The sequence below is a fragment of the Pseudoalteromonas sp. OANN1 genome (assembly GCF_024124685.1).
GTDB lineage: Bacteria > Pseudomonadota > Gammaproteobacteria > Enterobacterales > Alteromonadaceae > Pseudoalteromonas > Pseudoalteromonas piscicida.
This window is the reverse complement of the sequence record NZ_JAMXSE010000004.1, coordinates 232,336-257,754: the sequence shown is the minus strand read 5'-3', so window position 1 is coordinate 257,754 and position 25,419 is coordinate 232,336. Positions and strand designations below refer to the sequence as shown.

Here is a 25,419-nt window from a genome sequence, read left to right as displayed (position 1 = left end):
AGCGTAAAATTTACTCCTTCAAATTGAGCAAGTATCAAGTCAAATTGATATATAGGATCACAAAAATGAAAGGTATTGCATACCAGAGCGCGCAACAGGCGCTAGATAACTTAGAAGATATGACCAAAGGCGTAGCGCCAATTGGCGAAAGCGAGTATTTAGCAAGAATAGAGAAAGCTCAACAATATATGCAGCAGAACAACATTGATGCACTCTATTTAAATGCTGGTACAAATTTAAAATACTTTACTGGTTTGCAGTGGTACGCCAGTGAGCGTTTGGTCGGTGCTATTTTACCCGCCAATGGACAAGTTCAGTTTATCGTCCCATTTTTCGAGATCGGCTCAATCAAGGATTATTGGCTGATTGAAGGTCCTATTCATGCTTGGCAAGAAGAAGAATCTCCTTACCAGCTCGTCGCAAACGTACTTAACACACTCAATATTGATAGCACAGGCACACTCGCCATTGACGAAAGCACTGCGTTTTTTGTTGCTGATGGGATCAGACTCGCGGCACCTGAGCTTTCGCTTATCAATGCAAAGGCAGTAACCGCGCATTGTAGAATGCATAAATCGGCCAATGAAATTGCCCTTATTCAACGTGCAATGGACATGACACTTGCCGTACATAAAGCAACGGCATCTATGCTGTATGAAGGGATCACGACAACCGAAGTTGAAGCCTTTATTAATGAAGCGCACAAAAAAGTGGGGGCGCCGGGCAATTATTTTTGTATTGTGCTATTTGGTGTGGCGTCGTCATTCCCACATGGTGTAAAAAATCCACAAACGCTGAAAAAAGGCGATGTGGTTCTCGTCGACACTGGCTGTAAGTTACACGGCTACCTTAGTGATATTACCCGTACTTATGTTTTTGGCGACCCCAGTGAAAAGCAAAAGTCCGTTTGGCAAATCGAGAAGCAAGCGCAAATTGCAGCATTTAATGCAGCCAAAATTGGTGCGCCCTGTGGCGCTGTTGATAAGGCCGCGAGAGAATATATTGCCAGCAATGGGCTTGGTCCTGATTATCAACTACCAGGTTGCCCGCATCGCACTGGGCATGGCATCGGCTTAGATATCCACGAATGGCCTTATTTAGTCAAAGACAACCCAGAACCGCTTGCAGCCGGAATGTGTTTTTCAAACGAACCTATGCTGGTTATTCCTGATGAATTTGGCATTCGCTTGGAAGACCATTTCTATATGACCGACGAAGGTCCACGTTGGTTTACTGAACCTGCACATAGCATAGAAAATCCTTTTGGGGTTGAATAACCCTAGCGATAGCTACATGGTGAGATGCTCTGATAAGCAATTCACCATTTATCGTGATTGATTTAAGCAGGGGTTAATTGGTATAAACTTAACACCTGCAATTTACTGCGTCACAACTTATGATAGCAACTACTCCTCCACCACCCTATTACGCTGTAATTTTTACCAATATTAAAAATAAAGACGATGAAGGCTATGCGCAAACCGCTTCGCGAATGGTCGAGCTTGCACAGCTACAACCCGGGTTTTTAGGGTTAGAATCTGCGGTTGAAGAGGTTGGGATCACCGTTTCTTATTGGCGCGACCTAGAATCAATCAAAGCATGGAAAGCCAATGCTGAGCATATTGAGGCACAAAAAAACGGCAACAAAAAATGGTATCAAAGCTATACGACTCGTATTGCTAAGGTAGAGCGAGAATACAGTCTTTGAACTAGCGCTTAGTTATAGTCGCTTGTGCTTTGTTTACTCGCGACTTTAATCGTGATAGAACTTGAGGCGTTACGCCCAAATAATTAGCAAGATCATAATTTGCTAAACTATTAACCCAATGCGGACGTTCGTCACGCAAAAAACAATATCTTTGCTCCAGCGTATTAAGTAATAGAAAAGCTTCTTTTGCTTCTTTAAATAGCAACTGCTGTTCTAATAATTTTAATTTAAGTGCACGAAGATTAGCTTGTTCTAATTCGACTAACGGAACGAGTACTATCTTCGCATCATCCAACGCAGAGATTTGATAGAAACTAGGAGATTTTTGGATCCATTCAGCAAATAAAATACAAAGTTCGCCAGCAAAATAAAACTCCTTATGTCTTAGCTCCCCTGTTTCATTTACAACCGATGAGACAAGCTTGCCAGAGTGGATAAAGAAGCCATGACGTTGTACCTGCCCTTGTTGCAATAATATTTCATTACGGCTGCAGCGCTTAGTGTCGAACGTTGGGTTTTGCTTGATAAGTGTTAATAATTCATTTCTTGTGACTTCACAAAGCTGACCGAGTTTATGAAAAGGCATAATCCCCTCATGCAATTGGTATAGCGAGATCAAAAAAGGCTCCTTGAGGAGCCTTTTTAACGTGTGGTATTAACTTACCAACCCGCTTTCTCTTTTAGTGCAGAACCGATTTCTGCAAGAGAGCGAACTGTTTTAACACCCGCTGCTTCAAGTGCTGCGAATTTCTCGTCAGCTGTACCTTTACCGCCTGCGATAATTGCACCAGCGTGACCCATACGCTTACCTGGAGGAGCTGTAACACCTGCGATGTAAGAAACAACAGGCTTAGTTACGTTGTGCTTGATGTACTCAGCCGCTTCTTCTTCAGCTGTACCGCCGATCTCACCGATCATTACGATAGCTTCAGTTTGCGGATCGTTTTGGAACATCTCTAGTACGTCGATGAAGTTAGTGCCTGGGATTGGATCACCACCGATACCAACACAAGTAGATTGACCGAAGCCAGCGTCAGTTGTTTGCTTAACTGCTTCATAAGTCAAAGTACCAGAACGTGACACGATACCTACTTTACCAGGCAAGTGGATATGACCTGGCATGATACCGATCTTAGTTTCACCTGGAGTGATAACACCTGGGCAGTTAGGACCAATCATGCGAACGCCAGTTTCTTCTAGCTTCACTTTAACATCAACCATATCTAGTGTAGGGATGCCTTCAGTGATACATACGATTAGTTCGATACCTGCGCTGATCGCTTCAAGGATAGCGTCTTTACAGAATGCAGCTGGTACGTAGATAACAGATGCAGTTGCACCAGTTGACTCTACCGCTTCACGTACTGTGTTAAATACAGGTAGACCTAGGTGAGTTGTGCCGCCTTTACCAGGAGAAACACCACCAACCATTTGTGTACCGTACTGGATAGCTTGCTCAGAGTGGAAAGTACCCTGACCACCAGTGAAACCTTGACAGATTACTTTAGTATCTTTGTTAATTAGTACAGACATTATTTGCCCTCCGCAGCAGCAACTACTTTCTCAGCAGCGTCAGTTAGTGACTCAGCTGCAATGATGTCAAGGCCAGAGTTAGCTAGTACTTCACGACCAGCTTCAGCGTTAGTACCTTCAAGACGTACAACTACTGGTACGTTTACGCCAACTTCCTTAACCGCACCGATAATACCTTCAGCGATCATGTCACAACGTACGATACCACCGAAGATGTTAACTAGTACTGCTTTAACATTGTCGTCAGAAAGGATGATCTTGAATGCTTCAGATACACGCTCTTTAGTCGCACCACCACCAACGTCTAAGAAGTTAGCTGGCTTGCCGCCGTGTAGGTTTACGATGTCCATAGTACCCATCGCAAGGCCTGCACCGTTAACCATACAACCAACGTTACCGTCTAGTGCTACATAGTTAAGTTCAAAGCTTGCTGCGTGTGCTTCACGAGCGTCTTCTTGTGAAGGATCGTGGAATTCACGGATCTTAGGCTGGCGGAACAATGCGTTGCCGTCTACACCGATTTTGCCGTCTAGGCAGTGTAGGTTACCAGCGTCTGTGATCACTAGAGGGTTGATTTCTAGTAGAGCAAAGTCGTGGTTGATAAACATTTGCGCTAGACCCATGAAGATCTTAGTGAATTGCTTAACTTGAGTTGGGTTCAAACCTAGTTTGAACGCTAGCTCACGACCTTGGTAAGCTTGAGGACCTACTAGTGGGTCGATCTCAGCTTTATGAATTAGTTCAGGCGTTTCTTCTGCAACTTGTTCAATTTCTACACCACCTTCAGTTGATGCCATGAACACGATTTTACGTGAGCCACGGTCAACAACAGCACCTAGGTATAGTTCATTTGCAATATCAGTGCAGCTTTCTACTAAGATTTTAGCAACAGGCTGACCTTTCTCGTCTGTTTGGTAAGTAACTAGGTTTTTACCTAACCAGTTTTCAGCGAATGCGCGGATTTCGTCTTTGCTGTCTGCAAGTTTAACACCGCCAGCTTTACCACGGCCGCCAGCGTGTACTTGACACTTAACAACCCACTTGTCTCCACCGATTTTACCAGCAGCTTCAACTGCTTCTTGAGGTGTATCACAAGCAAAGCCTTCTGATACAGGTAAACCATATTCGGCAAAAAGTTGTTTTGCCTGATACTCATGCAAATTCATGATGCTTTATCCAATTTTTTATACTAAAAAAGCTGAATATTTATGCAAATAGTCAGCTATCCCAAATTGCGCACATAGTATAGATCCCAAGGCTTCTGATGAAAACCCCACTTAGACCAAAGGCGCAAAAAAAAAGCTGTATGCGAGCATACAGCTTATTCTTTAAACAAATATTAAACGTCTAGTAGTAGACGTGTTGGATCTTCAAGCAACTCTTTAATTGTTACTAGGAAACCAACTGACTCTTTACCATCGATTTGACGGTGGTCATAAGATAGTGCTAGGTACATCATAGGTAAAATTTCAACTTTACCGTTTACTGCCATAGGACGCTCTTGGATTTTGTGCATGCCCAAGATTGAAGACTGTGGCAAGTTGATGATAGGCGTAGATAGTAGTGAACCGAATACACCACCATTGGTAATAGTGAAGTTACCGCCAGTCATATCGTCAACAGTTAGTTTGCCATCACGACCTTTGATAGCCAATTCACGAATATTCTTCTCGATTTCAGCAACAGAAAGCTTATCGCAATCACGTAGTACTGGAGTCACTAGACCACGAGGTGTTGATACCGCGATGCTGATGTCAAAGTAGTTGTGGTAAACGATATCGTCACCGTCGATTGACGCGTTAACTTCAGGGAAACGCTTAAGTGCTTCAGTTACCGCTTTCACGTAGAAAGACATGAAACCTAAACGAATACCGTGACGCTTCTCAAATACCTCTTGGTACTGCTTACGAAGGTCCATGATTGGCTTCATGTTTACTTCGTTGAACGTTGTAAGCATTGCTGTTGAGTTTTTCGCTTCTAATAAGCGGTTAGCGATTGTCTTACGTAGACGAGTCATAGGTACACGTTTCTGAGTGCGCTCACCTACCGGGGCAGCTGGTGCAGAAGCTGCAGCCTTAGACTCTGATTTTGCTGGTGCTTTAAGGAAAGCATCCACATCTTCTTTAGTAATGCGACCGCCTTTACCAGAACCTTTGATCTTAGAAGCATCAAGGCCTTTCTCCGCGATAAGACGACGAACAGATGGTGTTAGTACATCTGAGTTTTCGTCAGAAGCAGCAGCTGGTGCTTCTTCTTTCTTCGCACTTGATGATGCAGCTGGTGCGCCACCGGCAACGATTTTACCGATAACTTGATCACCTAGTACTGTCTCACCTTCAGCGTGGATGTGCTCACCCATCACACCGTCTTCAGGTGCAACAACTTCAAGAACCACTTTATCTGTTTCAATATCAACTAGATTCTGGTCGCGGCTAACCGCTTCACCTGGTTGAACGTGCCAAGTTGCGATAGTAGCGTCTGCTACTGACTCAGGAAGTACAGGTACTTTAATGTCCACTTCTTTACCTTCTGCTGCTGGCGCCGATTCTGACGCTGCTGGTTTTTCATTTGATTGAGCAGGCGCTGCTGCTTCATCAGCAGCACCTAGTTGTGCAATAACTTGTTCGCCAAGAACGGTTGCGCCTTCCTCTTCAGAAATTGCAACGATAACACCATCTTCTGGCGCTACAACTTCTAAAACGACCTTATCCGTTTCGATGTCAACTAAGTTTTGATCACGAGTCACTTTATCGCCAACGCTTACATGCCATGTAGCAACCGTTGCATCGGCAACAGACTCAGGAAGAACAGGCACCTTAATTTCGGTTGTCATCTCTTATTCCTTATTTCTTAATTGTTAAAGCGTCAGCAATTAACGCGTTTTGTTCTTTAGTATGTGTAGACATGTATCCACATGCTGGTGCAGCTGAAGCCTTACGGCCTGCATAAGTCAGATTTGCGCCAGCTGGGATAGCTTCCCAGAAATGATGCTGTGAACAGTACCAAGCACCTTGGTTTTGTGGTTCTTCTTGACACCAAACAAAATCTTTTACGTGCTGATAGCGAGCCATGATCTCATCCATCTCTTTGTGAGGGAATGGATATAGCTGTTCAACACGAACGATAGCGACGTTGTTAAGCTCTTGCTTACGACGTTCTTGCAGTAGTTCGTAATAAACCTTACCGCTACAGAACACTACACGCTCAACGTTTTCAGGATTGATATCATCAATCTCATCGATCATGTTATTGAATACGCCTTCAGATAGCTCTTCTAGGCTAGAAACAGCTAATGGATGACGTAATAGCGACTTAGGCGTCATTACAATCAGAGGACGACGCAGCGGACGAACCGATTGACGACGCAGCATTGCGTATACTTGCGCTGGTGTTGACGGCACACATACTTGCATATTGTGGTCAGCACAAAGCTGTAAATAACGCTCTAAACGCGAAGAACTGTGCTCTGGACCTTGACCTTCATAGCCGTGAGGAAGTAGTAGTGTTAGACCACACAAACGGCCCCACTTCTGCTCACCTGAACTTAAGAATTGGTCAAATACGACTTGCGCACCGTTAGCGAAGTCACCAAATTGCGCTTCCCATAATACCAATGACGTTGGCTCTGCTGTCGCGTAACCATATTCGAATGCAAGTACCGCTTCTTCCGATAGTACTGAATCGTACACTTCGAACAAGCCTTGACCTTCACGAATGTTTTGCAGCGGAAGATAAGTAGACGCGTCTTTTTGGTTATGAACTACGGCATGGCGGTGGAAGAATGTACCACGACCAGAATCCTGACCAGTAAGACGAATATCAGTGCCTTCATCAACCAAGGTCGCGTAAGCCAATGTCTCAGCCATACCCCAATCAAGCATTTTCTCACCTTGCGCCATAAGTTTACGATCATCGTAAATCTTTTTAACGCGTGATTGTGCTTTATGAGCCTCTGGGTAGCTCGCAATCTTTTCACCAAGCGCTTTGAGTTTATCTAGCGCAACTTTTGGCTCATACGGCGTGTCCCAATCGTGACCAACATACTTAGACCAATCTGATGAGTGTTTGGTTTCTTTTTGAATTTCTTCTACAACACAAACGCCTTTATCAAGACCATTTCGGTAATCATCAGCAATTTGTTTCGCATCGTCTTCAGAAATCACACCTTCGCGTACAAGTTGATCAGCATACAATTGGCGAGGTACTGGGTGCTTTTTGATCTTCTGATACATCAGCGGTTGCGTTGCATTTGGCTCATCCGCTTCGTTGTGACCGTGACGACGGTAACATACTAAGTCAATCACCACATCACGTTTAAACTTGTTACGGAAATCAAGTGCAACTTGTGTAACAAAAGCAACGGCTTCAGGATCATCTGCGTTCACGTGGAAGATAGGTGCCTGAACCATTTTAGCGATATCAGTACAGTATTCAGTCGAACGAGTGTCTTCGCGTTTTGACGTAGTGAAACCAACTTGGTTATTAACTACGATACGGATCGAACCGCCAACGCCGTATGCACGTGTTTGCGATAAGTTAAACGTTTCTTGAACGACACCTTGACCTGCGATTGCAGAGTCACCATGAATTGTGATTGGTAATGCTTTAGAACCACTTTGGCAATTCAAACGGTCAAGACGAGCACGTACCGACCCCATTACTACTGGGTTTACGATTTCAAGGTGAGATGGGTTAAATGCCAATGCCATATGAACATTGCCGCCCTTCGTACCGAAGTCAGAAGAGAAACCCATGTGGTATTTAACGTCACCAGAACCTGCGTGCTCGCCATATTTACCAGCGAACTCGTCAAATAGTTCTTGTGGGTTTTTACCCAATACGTTCACTAGTACATTTAGACGACCACGGTGGGCCATACCAATTACGGCTTCTTGCTGACCGCTTTCACCTGCACGGTGAATAAGCTCTTTCAGCATAGGCACAAGTGAGTCACCGCCTTCTAGAGAGAAACGCTTAGCGCCTGGGAATTTTGCGCCCAAGTACTTTTCTAAGCCGTCTGCAGCAGTTAGACCCTTGTAGATTCTTAGTTTGGTTTCTTTGTCGAATTGTGGCTTCGAGAAGGACGATTCCAAACGCTGTTGTAACCAACGTTTTTCTTCGGTAGAGGTGATGTGCATGTACTCAGCACCGATAGAGCCACAGTATGTCGCTTTAAGCGCAGCGTACAAGTCTTTGAGTTTCATTGTCTCTTTGCCACAAGCAAAAGAGCCAACGTTAAATTCTTTATCTAAGTCTGCATCGGTTAAATCATGAAAAGCAGGGTCAAGATCGCGAACACGTTCTCTATCCCAAATCCCTAACGGATCTAGGTTTGCGTTCTGATGACCTCTGAAACGGAATGCATTAATTAACTGCAGAACTTTAACTTGCTTGGCATCAGCAGAACCCTCTGCGGAAACCACGACTTCTCTGTGTTTGTTTTTAGCAAGCTCCGCAAATTGCGCTCTTACTTCTGAATGTTTAGTGTCAACATCCACTCCATCAACTTTAGGTAGTTGATCAAACACCTCTCGCCACTCTTCTGGCACTGAAGCTGCATCATCTAGATACGCCTCATATAGATCTTCTACGTACGCAACGTTACCGCCGTACAAATGCGAAGATTCTAGCCATGCCTTCATCACACCTTCGTGCATCTATTAGCCCTTTTATCTAGCGCAGAAACTCAAACGAAAACAAGATGGCAAGCTTTTGCTTGCCATCTTAGCTAGTAGTATGTGTTATACCGAACGGTTTAACAACATTGATTTAATTTGTCCAATTGCCTTAGTTGGATTAAGGCCTTTTGGACATACGCTAACACAGTTCATAATACTGTGACAGCGGAATACGCTGAACGCGTCATCAAGACCAGCAAGACGTTCTTCTGTCGCTGTATCACGGCTATCAGCCAAGAAACGATAAGCATGTAGAAGACCCGCAGGACCGATGAACTTGTCTGGGTTCCACCAGAAAGAAGGACAAGACGTTGAACAACATGCACAAAGAATACACTCGTACAGGCCATCTAGCTTTTCACGTTCTTCAATTGACTGAAGACGCTCTTCACCACCAGTTGGTTTGTCGTTGATCAAGAATGGCTTAACCTTCTCGTATTGCGTATAGAACTGGCTCATGTCAATTACCAAGTCACGGATCACCGGAAGACCTGGTAATGGACGAATGACGATCTTGCCTTTACCACCATTCTGCAAAGCAGAAATTGGAGTAATACATGCAAGGCCGTTTTTACCATTCATATTAATACCGTCAGAACCACATACCCCTTCACGGCATGAACGACGGAAAGATAAAGATGGATCTTGCTCTTTTAACTGCATAAGAGCATCTAATACCATCATGTCACGACCTTCCTCTACTTCTAGAGAATAGTCTTGCATGCGTGGTGCCGCATCTTCATCAGGATTATAACGATAAACAGATAATTCTAAAGTTGCCATCGCTTAGCTCCTAGTATGTACGTGCTTTCGGTGGGAATGCTTCACGAGTCTTAGGCGCGTAGTTAACTTCACGCTTACTCATAGACTCAGACTCTGGGTTGTAAATCGAGTGACACAACCAGTTTTCATCATCACGCTCTGGGTAGTCGAAGCGAGAGTGTGCACCACGACTTTCCGTACGGAAGTTCGCAGCAACCGCTGTCGAATACGCTGTTTCCATCAAGTTATCTAACTCTAGACACTCAATACGTTGCGTGTTGAATTCAGCAGACTTATCGTCAAGACGTGCGTACTGTAGACGCTCACGAATTTCTTTAAGTTCTTTAAGACCTCCAGCCATTGCATCACCTTCACGGAATACCGAGAAGTTAAGCTGCATACAACGTTGTAGATCTTTCTTGATTTGTACAGGATCTTCGCCCTGACCTTTCGCAGAAGTTTCCCAACGATTAGTACGCGCAAGTGCTGCGTCTACGTTATCGTTGCTTGCTTCTTTGGCGATTTCAGCATCTTTCAAGTAAGTACCAAGGAAGTTACCCGCCGCACGACCGAATACGACAAGGTCAAGCAGTGAGTTACCACCTAGACGGTTTGCACCGTGTACAGATACACACGCAATCTCACCTACTGCAAATAGACCTTCAACGATCTTTTCATTACCTTGACCGTCTACGTTTAGCACTTGACCGTTTACGTTAGTTGGTACACCACCCATCATGTAGTGACAAGTTGGGATTACTGGAATTGGCTCTTCTGCTGGGTCTACGTGTGCGAATGTCTTCGCTAGATCACAAACGCCAGGAAGACGTAAGTTAAGTGTCTCAGCACCTAGGTGGTCAAGCTTCAGCTTGATGTGCGGACCCCAAGGACCATCACAGCCACGACCTTCACGGATCTCAGTCATCATTGAACGTGCAACAACGTCACGTGACGCTAGGTCTTTCGCGTTTGGCGCATAACGCTCCATGAAGCGCTCGCCATCTTTATTAAGAAGGTAACCACCTTCACCACGACAACCTTCCGTTACTAGTACACCCGCACCTGCGATACCTGTCGGGTGGAACTGCCACATTTCCATGTCTTGCATTGAAATGCCAGCGCGTACCGCCATACCAACGCCGTCACCCGTGTTGATGTGCGCGTTCGTTGTTGATGCGAAAATACGACCCGCACCACCAGTTGCAAGGACAACTGCTTTTGATTTGAAATAAGTGATTTCACCTGACTCGATGTCGATTGCGGTGACACCCACTACATCGCCATTGTCATTTTTTACTAGGTCTAGTGCATACCACTCAGAGAAAACGTTTGTTTTGTTTTTAACGTTTTGCTGATATAGGCAGTGTAGCAACGCGTGACCAGTACGGTCCGCTGCGGCTGCTGTACGTGCAGCTTGCTCGCCACCAAAGTTTTTCGACTGACCACCGAAAGGACGCTGATATACGCGACCGTTCTCAAAACGAGAAAAAGGTAGACCCATGTTCTCAAGTTCAGTGATAGCTTCTGGACCTGTTTTACACATGTACTCGATAGCGTCTTGGTCACCGATGTAATCAGAACCTTTAACCGTATCGTACATGTGCCATTCCCAGTTGTCCTCGTGAGAGTTACCTAGCGCAACGGTGATACCGCCTTGTGCTGATACTGTATGAGAACGAGTTGGGAAAACTTTTGAAATAAGAGCACAAGTTTTGCCTGATTCCGAGATAGCAAGTGCCGCGCGCATACCCGCACCGCCTGCACCGACTACAACTGCGTCAAATTCACGTACGTTATATTTCACTTAAACACCCCACAGAACAAACAGACCAATAGCTACGTAAGCTAAAGCCATAAGGTTTAATACAAAGCCAAGAATAGTGCGAGTTGTTGAGTTCTTAACGTAGTCAGTTAGAACCTGCCACAAACCGATGCGTGTATGTACCATGATGCATACTAGTGTGATCATCGTTGCTGCTTTGACAGCTAAGTTTGAGAACAACCCTGACCAAGCTTCATAAGTCAGTTCAGGAGTAATTAGAAGATAGCCTACGATGAATACCGCGTAAGCTAGGATAATTAACGCAGTTGTACGTAGTGACACGTAGTCTTGTACGCCATCACGCTTTAGAGTCGCTTGATTTAAGACCATATCCATACTCCAGCCAAAATTGCTACGATAACCCAAAGTGCTAGTGCAATCTTCGCGCTATTGTTGCCTGATTCTAATTCTTCCCAATGTCCCATATCCTGGATCATGTGACGGATACCACCGATGATGTGGTAAGACAATACAGTTAGGGTGCCCCACGCGATGAATTTCGCGATAAAGCCAGACATCAGTTCTTTTACAAACTCGAAGCCTTCAGGAGAAGAAAGGGATTCAGACCAAGCCCAAATCACAAAGGTCAAAGCGAAGAAGAAAGCGACACCGGTGACACGGTGAAGAATCGACGCTTTAGCCGTTGGCGGCATAGATATAGTCGTAAGATCTAGATTTACAGGTCTTTGCTTTTTCACAGTTACTTGCCCATCTTTGCCCACAAAGGAGCTCATCTACTTGTTTTTATGAAACCCACCTACATATTGCAAATGTAAGTGGCACACTCTAGATAAACCAATTAGGACACCAAAAAGTTCACTCGAGTGTAAAAATTGATGTAAAAATAGGTTTACCCACAGACGATACGGTATAAAACCGTTGACAGTATATAAGGCTATGCGCCCTTTTACAATTCTTGTTTAGATAGAGACGCTTGCGAATTAGCGAATGGTCTAATATTTAATCGTCGTAGAATATTTATTATACATTTATGCATAAATCACAGAAAAATTGACTTTTAACCTAGGTTATAAGTTAGAATGATCTGAATTTGCTTAACATTAGTATCACAACATAACAATCAGAATATTGTTATTAAATAGGAGACAAATAGATGGCAGATAAAAAAGCCACAGTCCATATTGATGGTCACGATCCGATTGAGTTACCAATTTACGAAGGTACAGCTGGACAAGACGTAGTTGACGTTCGTTCTTTAGGTGCTCACGGCCTATTTACGTATGACCCAGGATTTATGTCGACTGCCTCTTGTGACTCGTCTATCACTTACATTGACGGTGCCAAAGGTGTACTGCTTCACCGCGGTTATCCAATTGAGCAACTTGCTGAAAATTCTAACTATATTGAACTTTGCTACCTACTATTAAATGGTGAATTACCAAGCGAAGAGCAACTAGCTGAGTTCTCAGATGAGATCACTCGCAACACAATGATGCACGAGAAAATTGCAGCGTTTTTCCAAGGCTTCCGTGTCGATGCACACCCTATGGCAATGCTATGTGGTGTAGTTGGAGCGTTATCTTCGTTCTACCACTCAGATTTGGATATTTCTGATGAAGATCAGCGCATGCGTTGTGCAATCAAATTAGTAGCTAAGCTACCAACAATTGCTGCAATGGCGTACAAGTATAATGTTGGCCAACCGTTCGTATACCCACGTAATGACTTGAGCTACGCAGAAAACTTCCTTCACATGATGTTCTCTGTGCCAGCTGAAGACTATAACGTTAGCCCAGTACTTGCTAAAGCAATGGATCGTATTTTCATGCTTCACGCAGATCACGAGCAAAACGCGTCAACTTCAACAGTTCGTCTTGCTGGCTCTTCAGGTGCAAACCCTTACGCGTGTATCGCGGCAGGTATTGCATCACTTTGGGGTCCTGCACACGGTGGCGCAAACGAAGCATGTTTGACTATGCTTGAAGAAATCGGCTCTGTTGATCGTATTGACGAGTATGTTGCAAAAGCAAAAGACAAGAACGATCCGTTCCGTCTAATGGGCTTTGGACACCGCGTTTATAAGAACTTTGACCCACGTGCGACAGTAATGCGTCAAACGTGTCACGAGGTGCTTAAAGAGCTAAACATTCAAGATCCACTGCTTGACGTTGCAATGAAACTTGAACAGATCGCCCTAGAAGACCCTTACTTCATCGAGAAGAAACTATACCCGAATGTAGACTTCTATTCTGGTATCATTCTTAAAGCAATCGGTATTCCAACAAGCATGTTTACGGTTATCTTCGCGATGTCTCGTACTGTGGGCTGGATTTCACACTGGAACGAAATGCTTTCTCAACCAGGACACAAAATTGGTCGTCCGCGTCAGCTTTACAAAGGCTACACGTCTCGCGACTACAAAACACAAAACGACAGATAATCTCGTTATTGTGTTTGAAAAGGCCGCTTAATGCGGCCTTTTTTGTTTTAATATCGCCGCGTATTCGTTAGAATCGCGCTGCTCAATTAACTCAGGTACGTTATGACTGACATCCAATCTCTGCGCAACGACTTTCCAATTTTGAACAAACAACTCGATGGGCAGCCGCTTTGCTATCTTGACTCTGCTGCAACTGCGCAAAAACCGAACAAAGTCATCGATGTCATAAAAACTTTTTATCAAAATGAGAATTCAAACGTACATAGAGGTTTACACACGCTTAGTGAAAACGCCACGGTTCGCTACGAAAGTGCCCGAGAAACAATTGCCAATTTTTTAAATGTAGAAACACGAGAAATCGTATGGACCAGCGGCGCAACTGAATCACTCAACTTGTTGGCTCATGGCCTGAGTGCACGCTTCAATTCAGACAGCGTCATTGCCATCAGTCCCTTTGAACATCACGCTAACATAGTGCCTTGGCAAGAAGCTTGTCAGCGTACCGGCGCAACTTTACTGGTGTTACCTATGTTAGACGGCGTCCTCGATGAGCAAGGCGCTATTGCGCTGTTAAAGCAGCATAAACCTGATGTGTTAGCCATGGGCCATGTTTCAAACGCACTTGGGAATATTCATCCAGTTGAGTCGCTCATTTCAGTTTGCAACGCCTTAGGTACCATCACGGTTATCGACGGCGCACAGTCTTTACTGCATTTGAGACCTGATCTGAAGGCACTGGATTGCGACTTTTATGTTTTTTCAGCTCATAAAGCGCTTGGACCAACAGGTGTCGGTGGACTTTATGGTAAATACCAGCAACTAAATGCGCTCCCCGTATACAAAACCGGCGGCGAAATGATAAAAGAAGTGAACTTCGAGCGTTCCAGCTATAGAGAGGCACCTGGCAAGTTTGAGCCCGGCACTCCCAATATTTCTGGCGTTATCGGATTTGCCGCAGCGATAGATTATGTAAACGAGATTGATCCCAGTGCACTTCAACGATACGAGCAAGCGCTCTACCACTCCCTTTTAGAGAAGCTAAGACAGATTAAAGGCATCACGGTTTATGGCGATACACAAAACAATGTTGGCGTCGTCAGTTTTAACTATAAAAACGAACACCACTACGATCTTGCCACACTACTCAATACATACGGCGTAGCAGTGAGAAGCGGACACCATTGTACTCAGCCGCTAATGAAAATGCTCAAGGTTAATGGGACTGTACGTGCAAGTTTGGCTTTTTATAATAACCAAGGCGATATTGAGCATTTTATTAATGCGTTAAATGCCACAATAGATTTATTAGATTAAACTTATGAATATTGAACATATCACAAAAAAATTATCCGAAAGTCACGGCTGGCAAGCCAAATACCGTGAAATTATGCTGCTAGGAAAACAACTTCCTGAGCTTCCTGATGCACTGAAAGTCGACTCAGCGTTAGTGTCTGGCTGTGATAGTAAAGTGTGGCTCTATGTTGACTTAGATGAAAGTGCGCAGCAACTCGTACTTATTGCCGACTCAGATACGCGTATTGTTAAAGGCTTACTTGCAATCATCATTGCAGCGTACGCAGGTAAAACGCCAGAGCAAGCAAGCCAGTTTAATGCTTATGAACTATTCGAGTCGCTTGGATTAATTGCTCACCTAAGCCCTTCTAGAGGTAATGGTATCCGTGCGATTGTTGAACAGATCCAAGTGCAGGCGGAGATATTAAAATAAAGTGATATAAGGTGCTCAAACGAGCACACTTATTCACTGCTTTTGCTTTGTTTATCTAGGTACTTACGTATTGCTTTGGACGCCGCAAAAAAACCAAAACTCCCGGTTACCATAGTGGCAGAGCCAAACCCTGTGGCGCAGTCCATATTTTTCCCGCCTTCAGCTTGTTGCTTTGCTTTGCACACGGTGCCGTCGGTACTTGGGTAAACTAGTTGCTCTGTGGAATACACGCAATCCACGCCAAATTTACGTTTTGGATTATCACTAAAGTTATATTGTTTTCTGAGAATATAGCGTACTTTTGCCAGCAGCGGATCATGGGTCGTCTTTGCCACATCCCCATACTGGATCTGGCTCGGATCGGTTTGACCACCTGCACCACCTGTAGTGATCACCGGTATTTTATTTCGCTTACAATGCGCGATTAGCGCCGCTTTCTCTTTAACCGCGTCGATACAGTCAATAACATAATCAAAGCCCTGAATGTAGTTTCTAATGTTATCTAACATCAAAAAATCATCGAGCAGGGTAACTTCACAATCAGGGTTAATCGCAAGACAGCGATCTCGCATTGCCTCAATTTTTTGCATCCCGATACTTTCGCTATGAGCATGTAACTGGCGGTTAATGTTGGTTACACAAATATCGTCCATATCGATAAGCGTTATTTTACCTATACCCGTTCTCACTAGCGCTTCTACAGCCCAACTGCCAACGCCACCAATACCAATGACACAAAAGTGTGCTTTACTTAATGCTTCCAACTCGGCGCTACCGTATAACCGACCAATACCGCCAAATCTTAGTTCTCTTCTATTCGAATCCGTCATGTTACCACTCTAATTGACTTGGATTTTGCCAACTTGCAAAGATTTCATGTGCCAATAAATGGCCAAATGCACCATCACCTTCAGGCGCCGCTTGATAGTGTTGATGGTTACCTTGCCACTCAAATTCAAGGCAAAATGCGTGAAGATACGTTCTATCTGCAGGCTCTCCACTATAGGCTAAATCGCCTAAAATTGGCGCACCGATGCTTTTTAGTGCCACCCGAATTTGGTGTGTTTTGCCGCTAAACGGTTTAACGATACAAGCGCGTAGGTTGGTCGCAACAGAGCATGAATAAAATCGAGTTACTGCAGGGTTTAGCTTAGTTTTAACCAGTTTATAGGTGCCTCTACGCGACTTCGCCATATCACCTTTTATCCAGCCTTGCTTTTTCTTCGGTTTAGCACTAACTAACGCCAGGTAAAATTTGTCTATTTTCCGAGCGGAAAACAGGCTCGTCAGCTGCTTTGCAGCCTCGCTAGACTTGGCTAAAAGGATGAGTCCCGATGTGACTTTATCGAGGCGGTGAACCGCAAATAAGGGATAGCCTAGTTGCTCCGTCAGTAAGGCGACAAAACCTGCACCGTCCTCACTATGGAAGCTCGTACCTTGTGGTTTGTATGCAACCACATAGTCTATCTCGTCCGCAATGAGCTTAAACTTTTCCATTCAGTATCTCTTGAACCCGTGCCAAATCTTCGGGAGTATCCACTCCAGCATGCACCGGCTTAGCCGCTTTAGCGACCTTAATTGTGTATCCATGATACAACACACGTAGCTGCTCTAGTGACTCTTGCACCTCTAGCGGTGAAACACTTAGCGATAAATAGGTTTGAATAAAGCCCGCACGATATGCATATATGCCAACATGACGTTTAAAATGGCTCACTGGAATGCTATTTTTGTCGAGCGTTAACATACTGTCACGCTGAAACGGAATAGACGAGCGAGAGAAATACAGTGCGTTGTCTTGAATATCAGACACCACTTTCACCGCATTCGGATTTAACACCTCTTCTACATCTTCCACATCAACGCACAAAGTCGCCATCGGTGCATCAGAATGATGCAGTAGTGCTGCCACTTGTGCGATGTTATCAGGCTCTAGCAGTGGCTCATCACCTTGTACATTGACCACCAAGGTTTGTTCGTTCAGTCCCAGTTGTTCAACAACTTCGGCGAGTCGCTCAGTACCAGATTGATGATCTTCACGAGTCATGAGCACATTATCAGTGAAGTTTTGCGCTGCCTCAAATACCGCACTGTGATCGGTAGCAATATAAACCGCTGCAGCGCCAGATTGAATAGCCTGTTCGTAAACACGCTGGATCATTGGTTTACCGCCGATATCAGCAAGTGGTTTACCAGGCAGCCGGCTTGAAGCATAACGCGCCGGAATAACGACTACGAATTCCACTGCTCAACCTCATCGCTGCTCAGTTCGCGCGCTTCGTTTTCCAATAACACAGGAATATCATCTTTAATTGGATACGCTAGCTTCGCTGCAGTGCTAATTAACTCTTTGTTTTCTTTGTCATATCTTAATTTTCCTTTACATACTGGGCAGGCAATTATTTCTAGTAATTTGGTATCAAAGGCCATGATAAATCTCTTTCTTTTTAAGTAAATTTAATACCGCTTTTTCAAGCGCTGATGTAGGTTTGGCATCTACTTTGAGGTAATACCAATTATCTTTTGCAAATGTGCGACACTTTACAGCATCTTTCTCTGTCATAAAAATAGCGCCGTTTTCAATTTGCGAGAAGTCGGACGCTTGATATGGATGATGATCCGCAAAATGTAGACTTTCACTCAGAACAATCCCTCTATCTCGTAGCGTATTTTCAAACCGCGCGGGATTACCGATAGCGCAGACTGAAGCGCCAGCCATTTCAATATTGGATGCTGGACTATCATCTGTAACACGAAAAAAACCAACGGTCTCTAGCGTGTAGGAATAACTCTCGCATCCACCATTGTATACGGCAAGATCGACACTCTGGATACGCTTAGGTAATTCTCTAAGGGGCCCTGCCGGCATCCATAAGCCATTACCAAAGCGTCGCACAGCATCAACAATACAGAATTCAATATCTCGGGCCAATTTATAGTGCTGTAGCCCGTCGTCGCTGACGATGATGTTTACATCGCTATTATCCAATAATTTTTCAATACTGGCTTGTCTGTCAGCACCAATCATCACTGGGCATTTCAATCGTTTGGCGAGTAAACAAGGTTCATCACCGCCCTCTTCCGTTGAGGTCGCTGCAGTGACCAAAAACGGGGTTGAGCTAGGTTTCGCACCGTAGCCTCGACTGATCACCCCAACCTTAAAACCAAGCTTTTCAAGAAAAGGGACTAACCAAAGCACAAATGGCGTTTTGCCATTACCGCCCACACTGATGTTACCGACAATAATAACCGGAACAGGCGAGCGGTACACGGGGCAAAAACCGAGTTGATAAAACCCCTTTCTCACCGAGCTAATAAGTCCGAATAACAGGCTTAACGGAAGCAGTAATAGTGTTAGTAGTCCCGGTTTTTTATACCAACTTTGCTCTATTTTTGATGCCATTTATTGCTCACCAAACTGCATTTTGCAAAGTGCATGATAAACCCCTTCCTGCGCGACTAATTCAGCATGCTTGCCTTGTTCGATTATCTTGCCTTTATCTAGCACATAGATGCAGTCGCAACGCTCGATTGTCGATAACCGATGGGCAATTACTATGGTTGTTTTGTCGGCCATCAGCTCTTCTAACGCTTGTTGGATCAAACGCTCAGATTCTGTGTCTAATGCTGATGTTGCTTCATCTAAAATAAGGATAGGTGCATCTTTTACAATAGCACGCGCGATGGCGATACGTTGTCGTTGTCCGCCAGAAAGCATCACGCCATTTTCACCAACAACAGTATTTAGGCCCTCAGGAAGATCTTTAACAAATTCCCAAACATGGGCTTGTTTTACGACTTTTTCTAACGCTTCTTGCGATAACGGTTGCTTTAGCGAGTACATAATATTATTTGCAATGGTGTCATTAAACAACACCACTTGCTGCGACACGATAGAAAACTGCGCGCGTAGATCTGCAAGCTGGTAGTCATTTATATTCGTGCCATCTAACTCAATACTGCCCGCTTCAATATCATAGTAACGTGGTAATAGATTAGAAATAGTTGATTTTCCTGAGCCACTTCTACCTACCAATGCAATACTCTGCCCGGCTTTGATTTCAAGGTTTAATGACTCAATCACCGGATCGTTTTTAGAAGGATAAGTAAAGGTTAAGTCTTTGACTTGTAGGTTACCTTGAGCACGAGATAAAGACTGAGTGCCAGTGTCCTTTTCTTTTTCAAGATCAATCACCGCAAACACACTTTTCGCCGCAGAGATCCCGCGTTGCAGGTCACTATTTACATTGGCAAGTTGTTTTAAAGGACGCAGCATCATCATCATAGAGGTGATCAAAGTGACAAAGGTGCCCGATGAAATTTTATCTACCATAGAAGGCATCGCGACAATCGCGAGTATCACCGCCATTGCGCTCGCCGCTATGATTTGGATGATAGATACGCTCAGCGCTTTAGTCGCATCCATTTTTACGCGTTGCTGACGATTATGATTATTAACTTTAGCAAAGTGAGAGATAGTTTTATCTTGACCACCAAAGCCATGGATGACTTTATGACCCGCCATCATTTGCTCAGAGCTTTTCGTCACTTCTCCCATCGCATCTTGAATATTCTTGGAGATTTTCTTAAAACGCTTAGACACCACAGTAACTATCACCGCCACGATTGGTACCACAACTAAGAAAATGAGTGATAGCTGCCAACTTGCATAAAACATCGTGATAAGTAAGAAAAACACAAATGCACCTTCACGGATCAGCACTTGAAGCGCCTTAGTGACGGCTTGCTGTACCTGCTCTGTATCAAAAGTGATTTTTGATATCAATTCTCCATTAGAATGTTGATCATGAAATGAAACTGGTAGATACAACATATGTTCAAATAGTTGCTGTCGCAAAGCACGCACAACCTGAGACCCAACATAAGACAAGCAATATGATGCCATATAGTTAAAGATACCGCGTCCGATAACTAACGCGATAACAACAAAGGGAGCCAATTTTAATACATCGCGATTGCCTGCAGTGAGGCCCTCATCGATAAACGGATCCATTAACGCAACGAACGAAGCGTCCATCGCAGCGTACCCTATCATGCCAATTACTGAAAATATGGCCGCGAGTTTAAAGTCTTTTACATAGCTAAATAATCTAGCGTAAATCTGCTTGTCGGTTGGTTGCATTGCCAGCCTCTACTTTTCTATATGGCATTATTGTAACTTTCAAATCGTTAAAACTGAATGGATTATCTGAGAAACCAGTAATTTTCCACTTCCCGAGCTCGTTCGACGGTAATTTCTTGAGCATAAATTGAGATCTTTATATGGCCATCTAAGGCGGTATCCAATAGTGTGCTCCCTACTCTTTGGTATCTTTCAATCACTTTCTCATTGGGAATTTTCCAAGGCGAGTAAAAGGCACGAGAAAATATCGCAATATCCGGGTCAACAGCTTGAATAAACTGCTCGCTTGAAGAGCTGCCACTGCCATGGTGTGGAACCAGTAAAATGTCGGCTTTGAGTGCTTCTTTTTCTAGAGTAAGTAACTTAGCTTCAATGACTTTCTCAATATCTCCTGGTAATAAAAGCGTAAACTGTCCATCAGAGATACGAACCACACAAGAATTATTGTTGTCATTGTTCGACATTTCTTGAGGCCAGATCACAGATACGTCTAGTCCTTGAAATTGATGTTTTCCGAGCTCACAGCTATCAGCAGCACTGGCTGGGTGAAAGCGCTGCAAGGATTTCCCCCCGTCATAGGTAATAAGGTCGTCAACACCACCATTATGGTCACCATCGTTATGGCTAATGATGGTATCTTGTAGCGTAATTCGATTATTCAAAAGATAGGGTTTTATCACAAACTCAAACATCGAAAAATAGCCAAAATACTTGGCCCCCACATCATAGAGCAGCCCTTTGTTATTACGAGAAACTAACACTGCCGTTCCGTGACCGACATCAAAGACATCGATTTGCCATAGCGGAGAAACCCGAAACTGATATTGAACAAAGAAAAACAATATGGGTAATAAACCAAAATAATTTCTGAACAAAAGCAGCAGCAAAACACTTAAGTAGCTGGTTATGAGAAACACGGACGAAACGCTGGGTATATCTACCCAACTTACTGGAGAGTTTTGCAACAGCTCAAATAGAACCAGTAGTCCATTATCAACTAAATGAAGTGGAAATTGCCAACCAATAGCGTGCAGCGCAGTAACATGAAGCAGGAGTAGCGGAAATACCACAACAGAAATCAACGGGATCACCATGATGTTCGCAACCAATGAAATGATACTCGCACCTGAAAAAAAATACAGATTAAGCGGTAATAAGCAAATAAATAACGCAAACTGCAACTTGATTAAGGCAAGCAGCTTTGCACCTAAACCTCGGCCGACTTTTGTCACTAATGTTACGATTATCGCAACCGCAAAAAAGGAATAATATAAACCAGGGTTGAGTAGTGAAAATGGATCTACCATCAAGACGATTGCCAACGCAACCGTTAGCACCTGAAGCGCTTTAAGTCGCACAGCAAAGAGGTAACAAGCAACCCACACCATTGCCATGATCAAAGCTCGAGTCGCCGATACGCTATAGCCACAAAGAACGACATAACCAAAACACAACAGTAACGCAAAAACTAAACACCACTGATGCAAGTTGGCTGCCTGGGAGATTATTACCGGGATACAATGCAGCACGACTTTTATTAGCAAAAATGCGATGGCAAATACCATCCCGATATGAAGCCCTGAAATCGCTAACAGATGGCTCAAGCCAAGACTTCTAAATTGTGTTTTGTTTTCGAAATCGACTTTGCTTGTATCGCCGGTTAACAAAATATAATACAGCCAAGCATATCTGAGTCCATTGAGCTTTGTATCTATGAATAAGCGGTAATTATCTCGCCACGTAGTGTCCTTCACTACCGAATTGATTGTTTTGATACTGCCCTTGAAATACATATGCTTTCTAAACGCGTGCAATTCAGCGTTAAAAAGTCCGATATTAACTCGGCTACGATAACGCTTAAGTTTTACCGTAAATTCAATGTGGTCACCGACACGCAACATAGGCGTTAATGAATCACGATAAAGCTTTGCGTTAACGGTACACCAACGCGCAAACTGATAGCCATCAACTTGCTCTAGCTGTACCGTTAACGCTTCACCAATCACAGAATTATCAACCTCAATAACTTTACCCGAAGCAGTAACAAGTTGCGATTGCCACATATCTGGTATTTTTAGTTGATAAAAAACAAAGTAATGACTTAGAACAATAGAAATCCCTAAAATAAATCCTGCCAATATAGGACAAAAAAGCTTAGAATAGCGGCCCATGAAGTAGAGGAATATGCTTATTGCGGCTAATCGCCAATTGTCGAGAAGAAATACCGCACTGAAGCAACCCAGAATTATTCCAAAACATATCAGAATCCAAGTAGATGGCAGCTGCAAATGGCGAAAAAAACGATTCAACGCTTTTTACCTGATCATAATAAAATCAAACAACAGAAATCATTAAAAATCTTTGGTAAGTTACTGCATGATGCCAACCTCTGGCATTTAAACCGGCGCTCAGCTCGTGGCGCATTCTCGGTGGGGTTATTTTTCGCATTCATCCCTGTTCCTTTTCAGATGGTACTGGCAGCAGCACTTGCGATTCCATTTCGCGTCAACTTGCCTTTGTCTATTGCACTCGTGTGGATCACCAATCCACTCACGATGCCGCCGATATTTTATTGCTCATACTTAGTTGGTGTATTTGCGCTTGGTCAAGAACAACAACCATTCCATTTTGAGGCGAGTTGGGAATGGCTTGCACAAAGCCTAACAACGATTGGGCCTGCATTTATCGTCGGCTCTTTGATCTGCGCAACACTTGCCGCCATTATCGGCTTTTTCGGTATCGACTACCTATGGCGACGTTCAGTGAATAAAGCGTGGCAAAGCCGCGGCCAAGGCTAATACCAGTATAGTTAAGATTTGTACCGGTTGAGTTAAATATCGAATTGAATTTGCGAATATTTCTTTTCAAACACAAAAAAAGCCCTTCAGGGCTTTTTTATCGTCTAAATTGTACTTTAGGCTTTACGACGTCTTCTCAGCGCCACTAGTGGTAACGCGAGTAAACTAAGCCAAGACCAGCTTGCAGATTGACGCTCATATGTTTCTGCTTCAGGTGGTGTACAGTTTTCTGGTTCACCAGAAATTGGCGTAAGTAGAACAGGTAAGCTTACCGACTCATACTCAGTCTCGCCCTTACTGTCCTTCTCAATTTCACCTAACGTATTGCGTCTTTCAACCGTTTTGGTCGCAATCGCATAGATCTTGTTGTCATCAGTGATCTTCACAGCTTCTGCAATAGTGTATGGGAAAGAATCATTCTTACAAGGAAGAAGTGAGTTTATATTAACGAGTTTTTCTGCACCAATTTCATATAAAAACGCTTCGCGACGACGGTTAGAACCACTCTTTTCTGTAACACCTTGGCCTACAACAAAGCCATTATTGTTAATATCTGTGATTGCTGTCGCCGACCCCTCGAAGTATGCAGGCATTTCTTTGAACTCTGCGGTATTCGCATTAAAATAAAAACCTGTTGAGTCATAATCTCTTGAGCCACCAGTAAAACGTCCAAACACACCAACAATCGTGCCATTGTCGTTCACATCTACCGCTTGACTATATTCGATAAAGCTCTCAACCTCTTTAATGCGTTTAATTTCATTGTTAGTAAAGTACACAGCTTGTTCGTAAGGTAGAAGATCATCGTTACTTTGACGACGTGCACGAGAATAACCAACTGTTAATCCCGTCCCATTAGTTGCCACAGCCATGCTTGAATAGGCTCGTTCATCATCTTCATCTGGTGTAAAACCAAGTCCTAGTTCGGTTGCACTAACTAAGTTAAAATCATTATCAAATGTCCACTTGTAGGCTCTAGTATGATATGGCGAGGTCAACCTTTGAATACACACATCGACTGGCTCATCTACACCATCACAACTGTCTTCTATATTTTCTGTGGCTCTTTGCGATAACGAAGTCGAACTTTGTCCCACAACAATATAGCCGCCATCAGCAGTTTGTTTGATATCAGTGGCAAGAGAAAGACCGCCGTATTCTGTAAAGGCAGGCTCTAACCTAATTTTCTCTCCAGCTGGTGTAACTAAAATACCTTTATTTCGCCAATCACGTACAAAATAAGTTTCTTCTTCTGTTTCACCCTCGGGAGTAAAAGTTATCTTTTTAAAAGGTGCAGAACCCCAGCCCACTATTGTCCCGTCTTCTGCGATGCTTGTAAGATAGTTAGTGACAGAGCGCGTTAGTCCTTCGTAATCAGGAGATTGCTCGTCAAATACCACAAACTCTTCTGCGGTATTGTTGTTATATGTCAAAGAAATTGCTCTTTCAATTCTTTGATACTCTTGGCTAACTACTCTACTTGAATTCATAACATAAGACAGCATAAAAGCGTGAGCTTGAGCATTCGTATTAGCTGCATCATTATTTTGAATATCTTCAAGTGTGAAGGTGATTTCTTCTTCGATCAGCTCGTACTGCTTTTTTGTACTGTCGTAATAATTTTTGAGTGTTGAATCATCGAAGTCGATATACGACACATCAATCTTTACACCAAATAAATTGGAAGCGTGACCAATCACATCCCCAGCTTCGTTGGCATCCGACACGTAGCTATACTTACTATTATCATGTCTTGGTAATTCAGTTAACTGATAGGTGGCAGCGGCCGCCTGTTGTGAAAGGGCTACGGCGACACTCGCGGCTAAAAGTTTAAATTTCATTTTAATC

The 25,419-nt window shown here is 43.7% G+C and carries 23 protein-coding genes; 6 read left to right on the top strand and 17 right to left on the bottom strand.

The genetic code is table 11. From position 1 onward, the window contains the following. Positions 1 to 65 precede the first annotated feature (65 nt). On the top strand, positions 66 to 1,277 hold the full coding sequence (locus tag NH462_RS05950; RefSeq protein WP_010371441.1) for a Xaa-Pro peptidase family protein: 1,212 nt from the start codon (positions 66 to 68) through the stop codon (positions 1,275 to 1,277). Positions 1,278 to 1,396: 119 nt separating this feature from the next. Beyond that, entirely contained in the window at positions 1,397 to 1,708 is a 312-nt protein-coding gene (locus NH462_RS05945) for an antibiotic biosynthesis monooxygenase (RefSeq protein WP_253104811.1), read from the top strand. A 1-nt stretch (position 1,709) separates the two neighbouring features. Here NH462_RS05945 and NH462_RS05940 read toward each other — a convergent pair whose 3' ends face one another. From NH462_RS05940 to sdhC, 9 genes are all read right to left on the bottom strand, one after another. Further along, entirely contained in the window at positions 1,710 to 2,327 is a 618-nt protein-coding gene (locus NH462_RS05940) for a Crp/Fnr family transcriptional regulator (protein ID WP_253104808.1), read from the bottom strand. A gap of 41 nt (positions 2,328 to 2,368) precedes the next feature. Further along, complete coding sequence (gene sucD / locus NH462_RS05935; RefSeq protein ID WP_010371451.1) at positions 2,369 to 3,241, bottom strand: succinate--CoA ligase subunit alpha; 873 nt, start codon at positions 3,239 to 3,241, stop codon at positions 2,369 to 2,371. After that, entirely contained in the window at positions 3,241 to 4,407 is a 1,167-nt protein-coding gene (gene sucC, locus NH462_RS05930) for an ADP-forming succinate--CoA ligase subunit beta (RefSeq protein ID WP_010371452.1), read from the bottom strand. Before sucC ends, sucD begins: the two co-directional genes overlap by 1 nt. Positions 4,408 to 4,580: 173 nt before the next feature. Continuing rightward, positions 4,581 to 6,074, bottom strand: coding sequence for a 2-oxoglutarate dehydrogenase complex dihydrolipoyllysine-residue succinyltransferase (gene odhB, locus NH462_RS05925; RefSeq protein WP_010371456.1), 1,494 nt, complete (start codon positions 6,072 to 6,074; stop codon positions 4,581 to 4,583). A 10-nt stretch (positions 6,075 to 6,084) separates the two neighbouring features. Next, complete coding sequence (gene sucA, locus NH462_RS05920) at positions 6,085 to 8,898, bottom strand: 2-oxoglutarate dehydrogenase E1 component (RefSeq protein ID WP_010371459.1); 2,814 nt, start codon at positions 8,896 to 8,898, stop codon at positions 6,085 to 6,087. Positions 8,899 to 8,982: 84 nt separating this feature from the next. Then, positions 8,983 to 9,702, bottom strand: a complete 720-nt coding sequence (locus tag NH462_RS05915; RefSeq protein WP_010371461.1) for a succinate dehydrogenase iron-sulfur subunit — start codon at positions 9,700 to 9,702, stop codon at positions 8,983 to 8,985. 10 nt (positions 9,703 to 9,712) lie between these two features. Beyond that, complete coding sequence (sdhA, locus tag NH462_RS05910; protein ID WP_253104805.1) at positions 9,713 to 11,485, bottom strand: succinate dehydrogenase flavoprotein subunit; 1,773 nt, start codon at positions 11,483 to 11,485, stop codon at positions 9,713 to 9,715. After that, the gene (sdhD, locus tag NH462_RS05905) at positions 11,486 to 11,833 is read right to left on the bottom strand and encodes a succinate dehydrogenase, hydrophobic membrane anchor protein (protein WP_010371467.1); all 348 of its coding nucleotides are present in this window, start codon (positions 11,831 to 11,833) and stop codon (positions 11,486 to 11,488) included. Beyond that, positions 11,824 to 12,201, bottom strand: a complete 378-nt coding sequence (gene sdhC / locus NH462_RS05900; RefSeq protein WP_125252744.1) for a succinate dehydrogenase, cytochrome b556 subunit — start codon at positions 12,199 to 12,201, stop codon at positions 11,824 to 11,826. The genes sdhD and sdhC overlap by 10 nt, the downstream gene beginning before the upstream one ends. 416 nt (positions 12,202 to 12,617) lie before the next feature. Between sdhC and NH462_RS05895 the strand changes: the two genes are divergently transcribed. The 3 genes from NH462_RS05895 to NH462_RS05885 all read left to right on the top strand — a co-directional run bounded on the left by NH462_RS05895 (position 12,618) and on the right by NH462_RS05885 (position 15,630). Continuing rightward, the gene (locus NH462_RS05895) at positions 12,618 to 13,904 is read left to right on the top strand and encodes a citrate synthase (RefSeq protein WP_010371472.1); all 1,287 of its coding nucleotides are present in this window, start codon (positions 12,618 to 12,620) and stop codon (positions 13,902 to 13,904) included. 102 nt (positions 13,905 to 14,006) lie between these two features. Beyond that, positions 14,007 to 15,218, top strand: a complete 1,212-nt coding sequence (locus NH462_RS05890) for a cysteine desulfurase (RefSeq protein WP_253104802.1) — start codon at positions 14,007 to 14,009, stop codon at positions 15,216 to 15,218. Positions 15,219 to 15,222: 4 nt separating this feature from the next. Next, entirely contained in the window at positions 15,223 to 15,630 is a 408-nt protein-coding gene (locus NH462_RS05885) for a SufE family protein (RefSeq protein ID WP_239420742.1), read from the top strand. Positions 15,631 to 15,659: 29 nt separating this feature from the next. Here the strand turns inward: NH462_RS05885 and tcdA are convergent, their stop codons facing one another. From tcdA to NH462_RS05850, 7 genes are all read right to left on the bottom strand, one after another. Beyond that, on the bottom strand, positions 15,660 to 16,460 hold the full coding sequence (gene tcdA, locus NH462_RS05880; protein WP_253104799.1) for a tRNA cyclic N6-threonylcarbamoyladenosine(37) synthase TcdA: 801 nt from the start codon (positions 16,458 to 16,460) through the stop codon (positions 15,660 to 15,662). A gap of 1 nt (position 16,461) precedes the next feature. Next, positions 16,462 to 17,127: a TIGR01621 family pseudouridine synthase gene (locus NH462_RS05875; protein ID WP_253104796.1), complete on the bottom strand. Its 666-nt coding sequence runs from the start codon at positions 17,125 to 17,127 to the stop codon at positions 16,462 to 16,464. Next, a complete protein-coding gene (gene kdsB, locus NH462_RS05870; protein ID WP_253104793.1) occupies positions 17,114 to 17,875 on the bottom strand; it encodes a 3-deoxy-manno-octulosonate cytidylyltransferase in 762 nt (253 codons plus the stop codon). Before kdsB ends, NH462_RS05875 begins: the two co-directional genes overlap by 14 nt. Further along, a complete protein-coding gene (locus NH462_RS05865; RefSeq protein ID WP_010371492.1) occupies positions 17,863 to 18,060 on the bottom strand; it encodes a Trm112 family protein in 198 nt (65 codons plus the stop codon). Before NH462_RS05865 ends, kdsB begins: the two co-directional genes overlap by 13 nt. Further along, complete coding sequence (lpxK, locus tag NH462_RS05860; RefSeq protein ID WP_253104790.1) at positions 18,050 to 19,033, bottom strand: tetraacyldisaccharide 4'-kinase; 984 nt, start codon at positions 19,031 to 19,033, stop codon at positions 18,050 to 18,052. Before lpxK ends, NH462_RS05865 begins: the two co-directional genes overlap by 11 nt. Beyond that, complete coding sequence (gene msbA, locus NH462_RS05855; protein ID WP_010371498.1) at positions 19,034 to 20,773, bottom strand: lipid A export permease/ATP-binding protein MsbA; 1,740 nt, start codon at positions 20,771 to 20,773, stop codon at positions 19,034 to 19,036. Positions 20,774 to 20,835: 62 nt separating this feature from the next. Continuing rightward, positions 20,836 to 23,061 carry a DNA internalization-related competence protein ComEC/Rec2 gene (locus tag NH462_RS05850; protein WP_253104836.1) on the bottom strand — a complete coding sequence of 742 codons (2,226 nt, stop codon included), beginning with the start codon at positions 23,059 to 23,061 and terminating at the stop codon, positions 20,836 to 20,838. Here NH462_RS05850 and NH462_RS05845 point away from each other — a divergent pair, their 5' ends adjacent. Then, positions 23,062 to 23,571 carry a DUF2062 domain-containing protein gene (locus NH462_RS05845; RefSeq protein ID WP_010371507.1) on the top strand — a complete coding sequence of 170 codons (510 nt, stop codon included), beginning with the start codon at positions 23,062 to 23,064 and terminating at the stop codon, positions 23,569 to 23,571. Between the two features lie 116 nt (positions 23,572 to 23,687). On the opposite strand, the gene NH462_RS05840 is transcribed toward NH462_RS05845, so the two are convergent. Further along, positions 23,688 to 25,412: a DUF3466 family protein gene (locus NH462_RS05840; RefSeq protein WP_253104787.1), complete on the bottom strand. Its 1,725-nt coding sequence runs from the start codon at positions 25,410 to 25,412 to the stop codon at positions 23,688 to 23,690. Between the last annotated feature and the right edge of the window lie 7 nt (positions 25,413 to 25,419).

What these genes read in the sequence shown, in the direction of transcription:
- NH462_RS05950 (WP_010371441.1), top strand. Translation starts at nt 66, where the DNA reads ATGAAAGGTATTGCATACCAGAGCGCGCAACAGGCGCTAGATAACTTA.
- NH462_RS05945 (WP_253104811.1), top strand. Translation starts at nt 1,397, where the DNA reads ATGATAGCAACTACTCCTCCACCACCCTATTACGCTGTAATTTTTACC.
- sucD (WP_010371451.1), bottom strand. Translation starts at nt 3,241, where the DNA reads ATGTCTGTACTAATTAACAAAGATACTAAAGTAATCTGTCAAGGTTTC.
- sucC (WP_010371452.1), bottom strand. Translation starts at nt 4,407, where the DNA reads ATGAATTTGCATGAGTATCAGGCAAAACAACTTTTTGCCGAATATGGT.
- odhB (WP_010371456.1), bottom strand. Translation starts at nt 6,074, where the DNA reads ATGACAACCGAAATTAAGGTGCCTGTTCTTCCTGAGTCTGTTGCCGAT.
- sucA (WP_010371459.1), bottom strand. Translation starts at nt 8,898, where the DNA reads ATGCACGAAGGTGTGATGAAGGCATGGCTAGAATCTTCGCATTTGTAC.
- NH462_RS05915 (WP_010371461.1), bottom strand. Translation starts at nt 9,702, where the DNA reads ATGGCAACTTTAGAATTATCTGTTTATCGTTATAATCCTGATGAAGAT.
- sdhD (WP_010371467.1), bottom strand. Translation starts at nt 11,833, where the DNA reads ATGGTCTTAAATCAAGCGACTCTAAAGCGTGATGGCGTACAAGACTAC.
- NH462_RS05895 (WP_010371472.1), top strand. Translation starts at nt 12,618, where the DNA reads ATGGCAGATAAAAAAGCCACAGTCCATATTGATGGTCACGATCCGATT.
- NH462_RS05890 (WP_253104802.1), top strand. Translation starts at nt 14,007, where the DNA reads ATGACTGACATCCAATCTCTGCGCAACGACTTTCCAATTTTGAACAAA.
- NH462_RS05885 (WP_239420742.1), top strand. Translation starts at nt 15,223, where the DNA reads ATGAATATTGAACATATCACAAAAAAATTATCCGAAAGTCACGGCTGG.
- tcdA (WP_253104799.1), bottom strand. Translation starts at nt 16,460, where the DNA reads ATGACGGATTCGAATAGAAGAGAACTAAGATTTGGCGGTATTGGTCGG.
- NH462_RS05875 (WP_253104796.1), bottom strand. Translation starts at nt 17,127, where the DNA reads ATGGAAAAGTTTAAGCTCATTGCGGACGAGATAGACTATGTGGTTGCA.
- NH462_RS05865 (WP_010371492.1), bottom strand. Translation starts at nt 18,060, where the DNA reads ATGGCCTTTGATACCAAATTACTAGAAATAATTGCCTGCCCAGTATGT.
- lpxK (WP_253104790.1), bottom strand. Translation starts at nt 19,033, where the DNA reads ATGGCATCAAAAATAGAGCAAAGTTGGTATAAAAAACCGGGACTACTA.
- msbA (WP_010371498.1), bottom strand. Translation starts at nt 20,773, where the DNA reads ATGCAACCAACCGACAAGCAGATTTACGCTAGATTATTTAGCTATGTA.
- NH462_RS05845 (WP_010371507.1), top strand. Translation starts at nt 23,062, where the DNA reads ATGGCGAAAAAAACGATTCAACGCTTTTTACCTGATCATAATAAAATC.
- NH462_RS05840 (WP_253104787.1), bottom strand. Translation starts at nt 25,412, where the DNA reads ATGAAATTTAAACTTTTAGCCGCGAGTGTCGCCGTAGCCCTTTCACAA.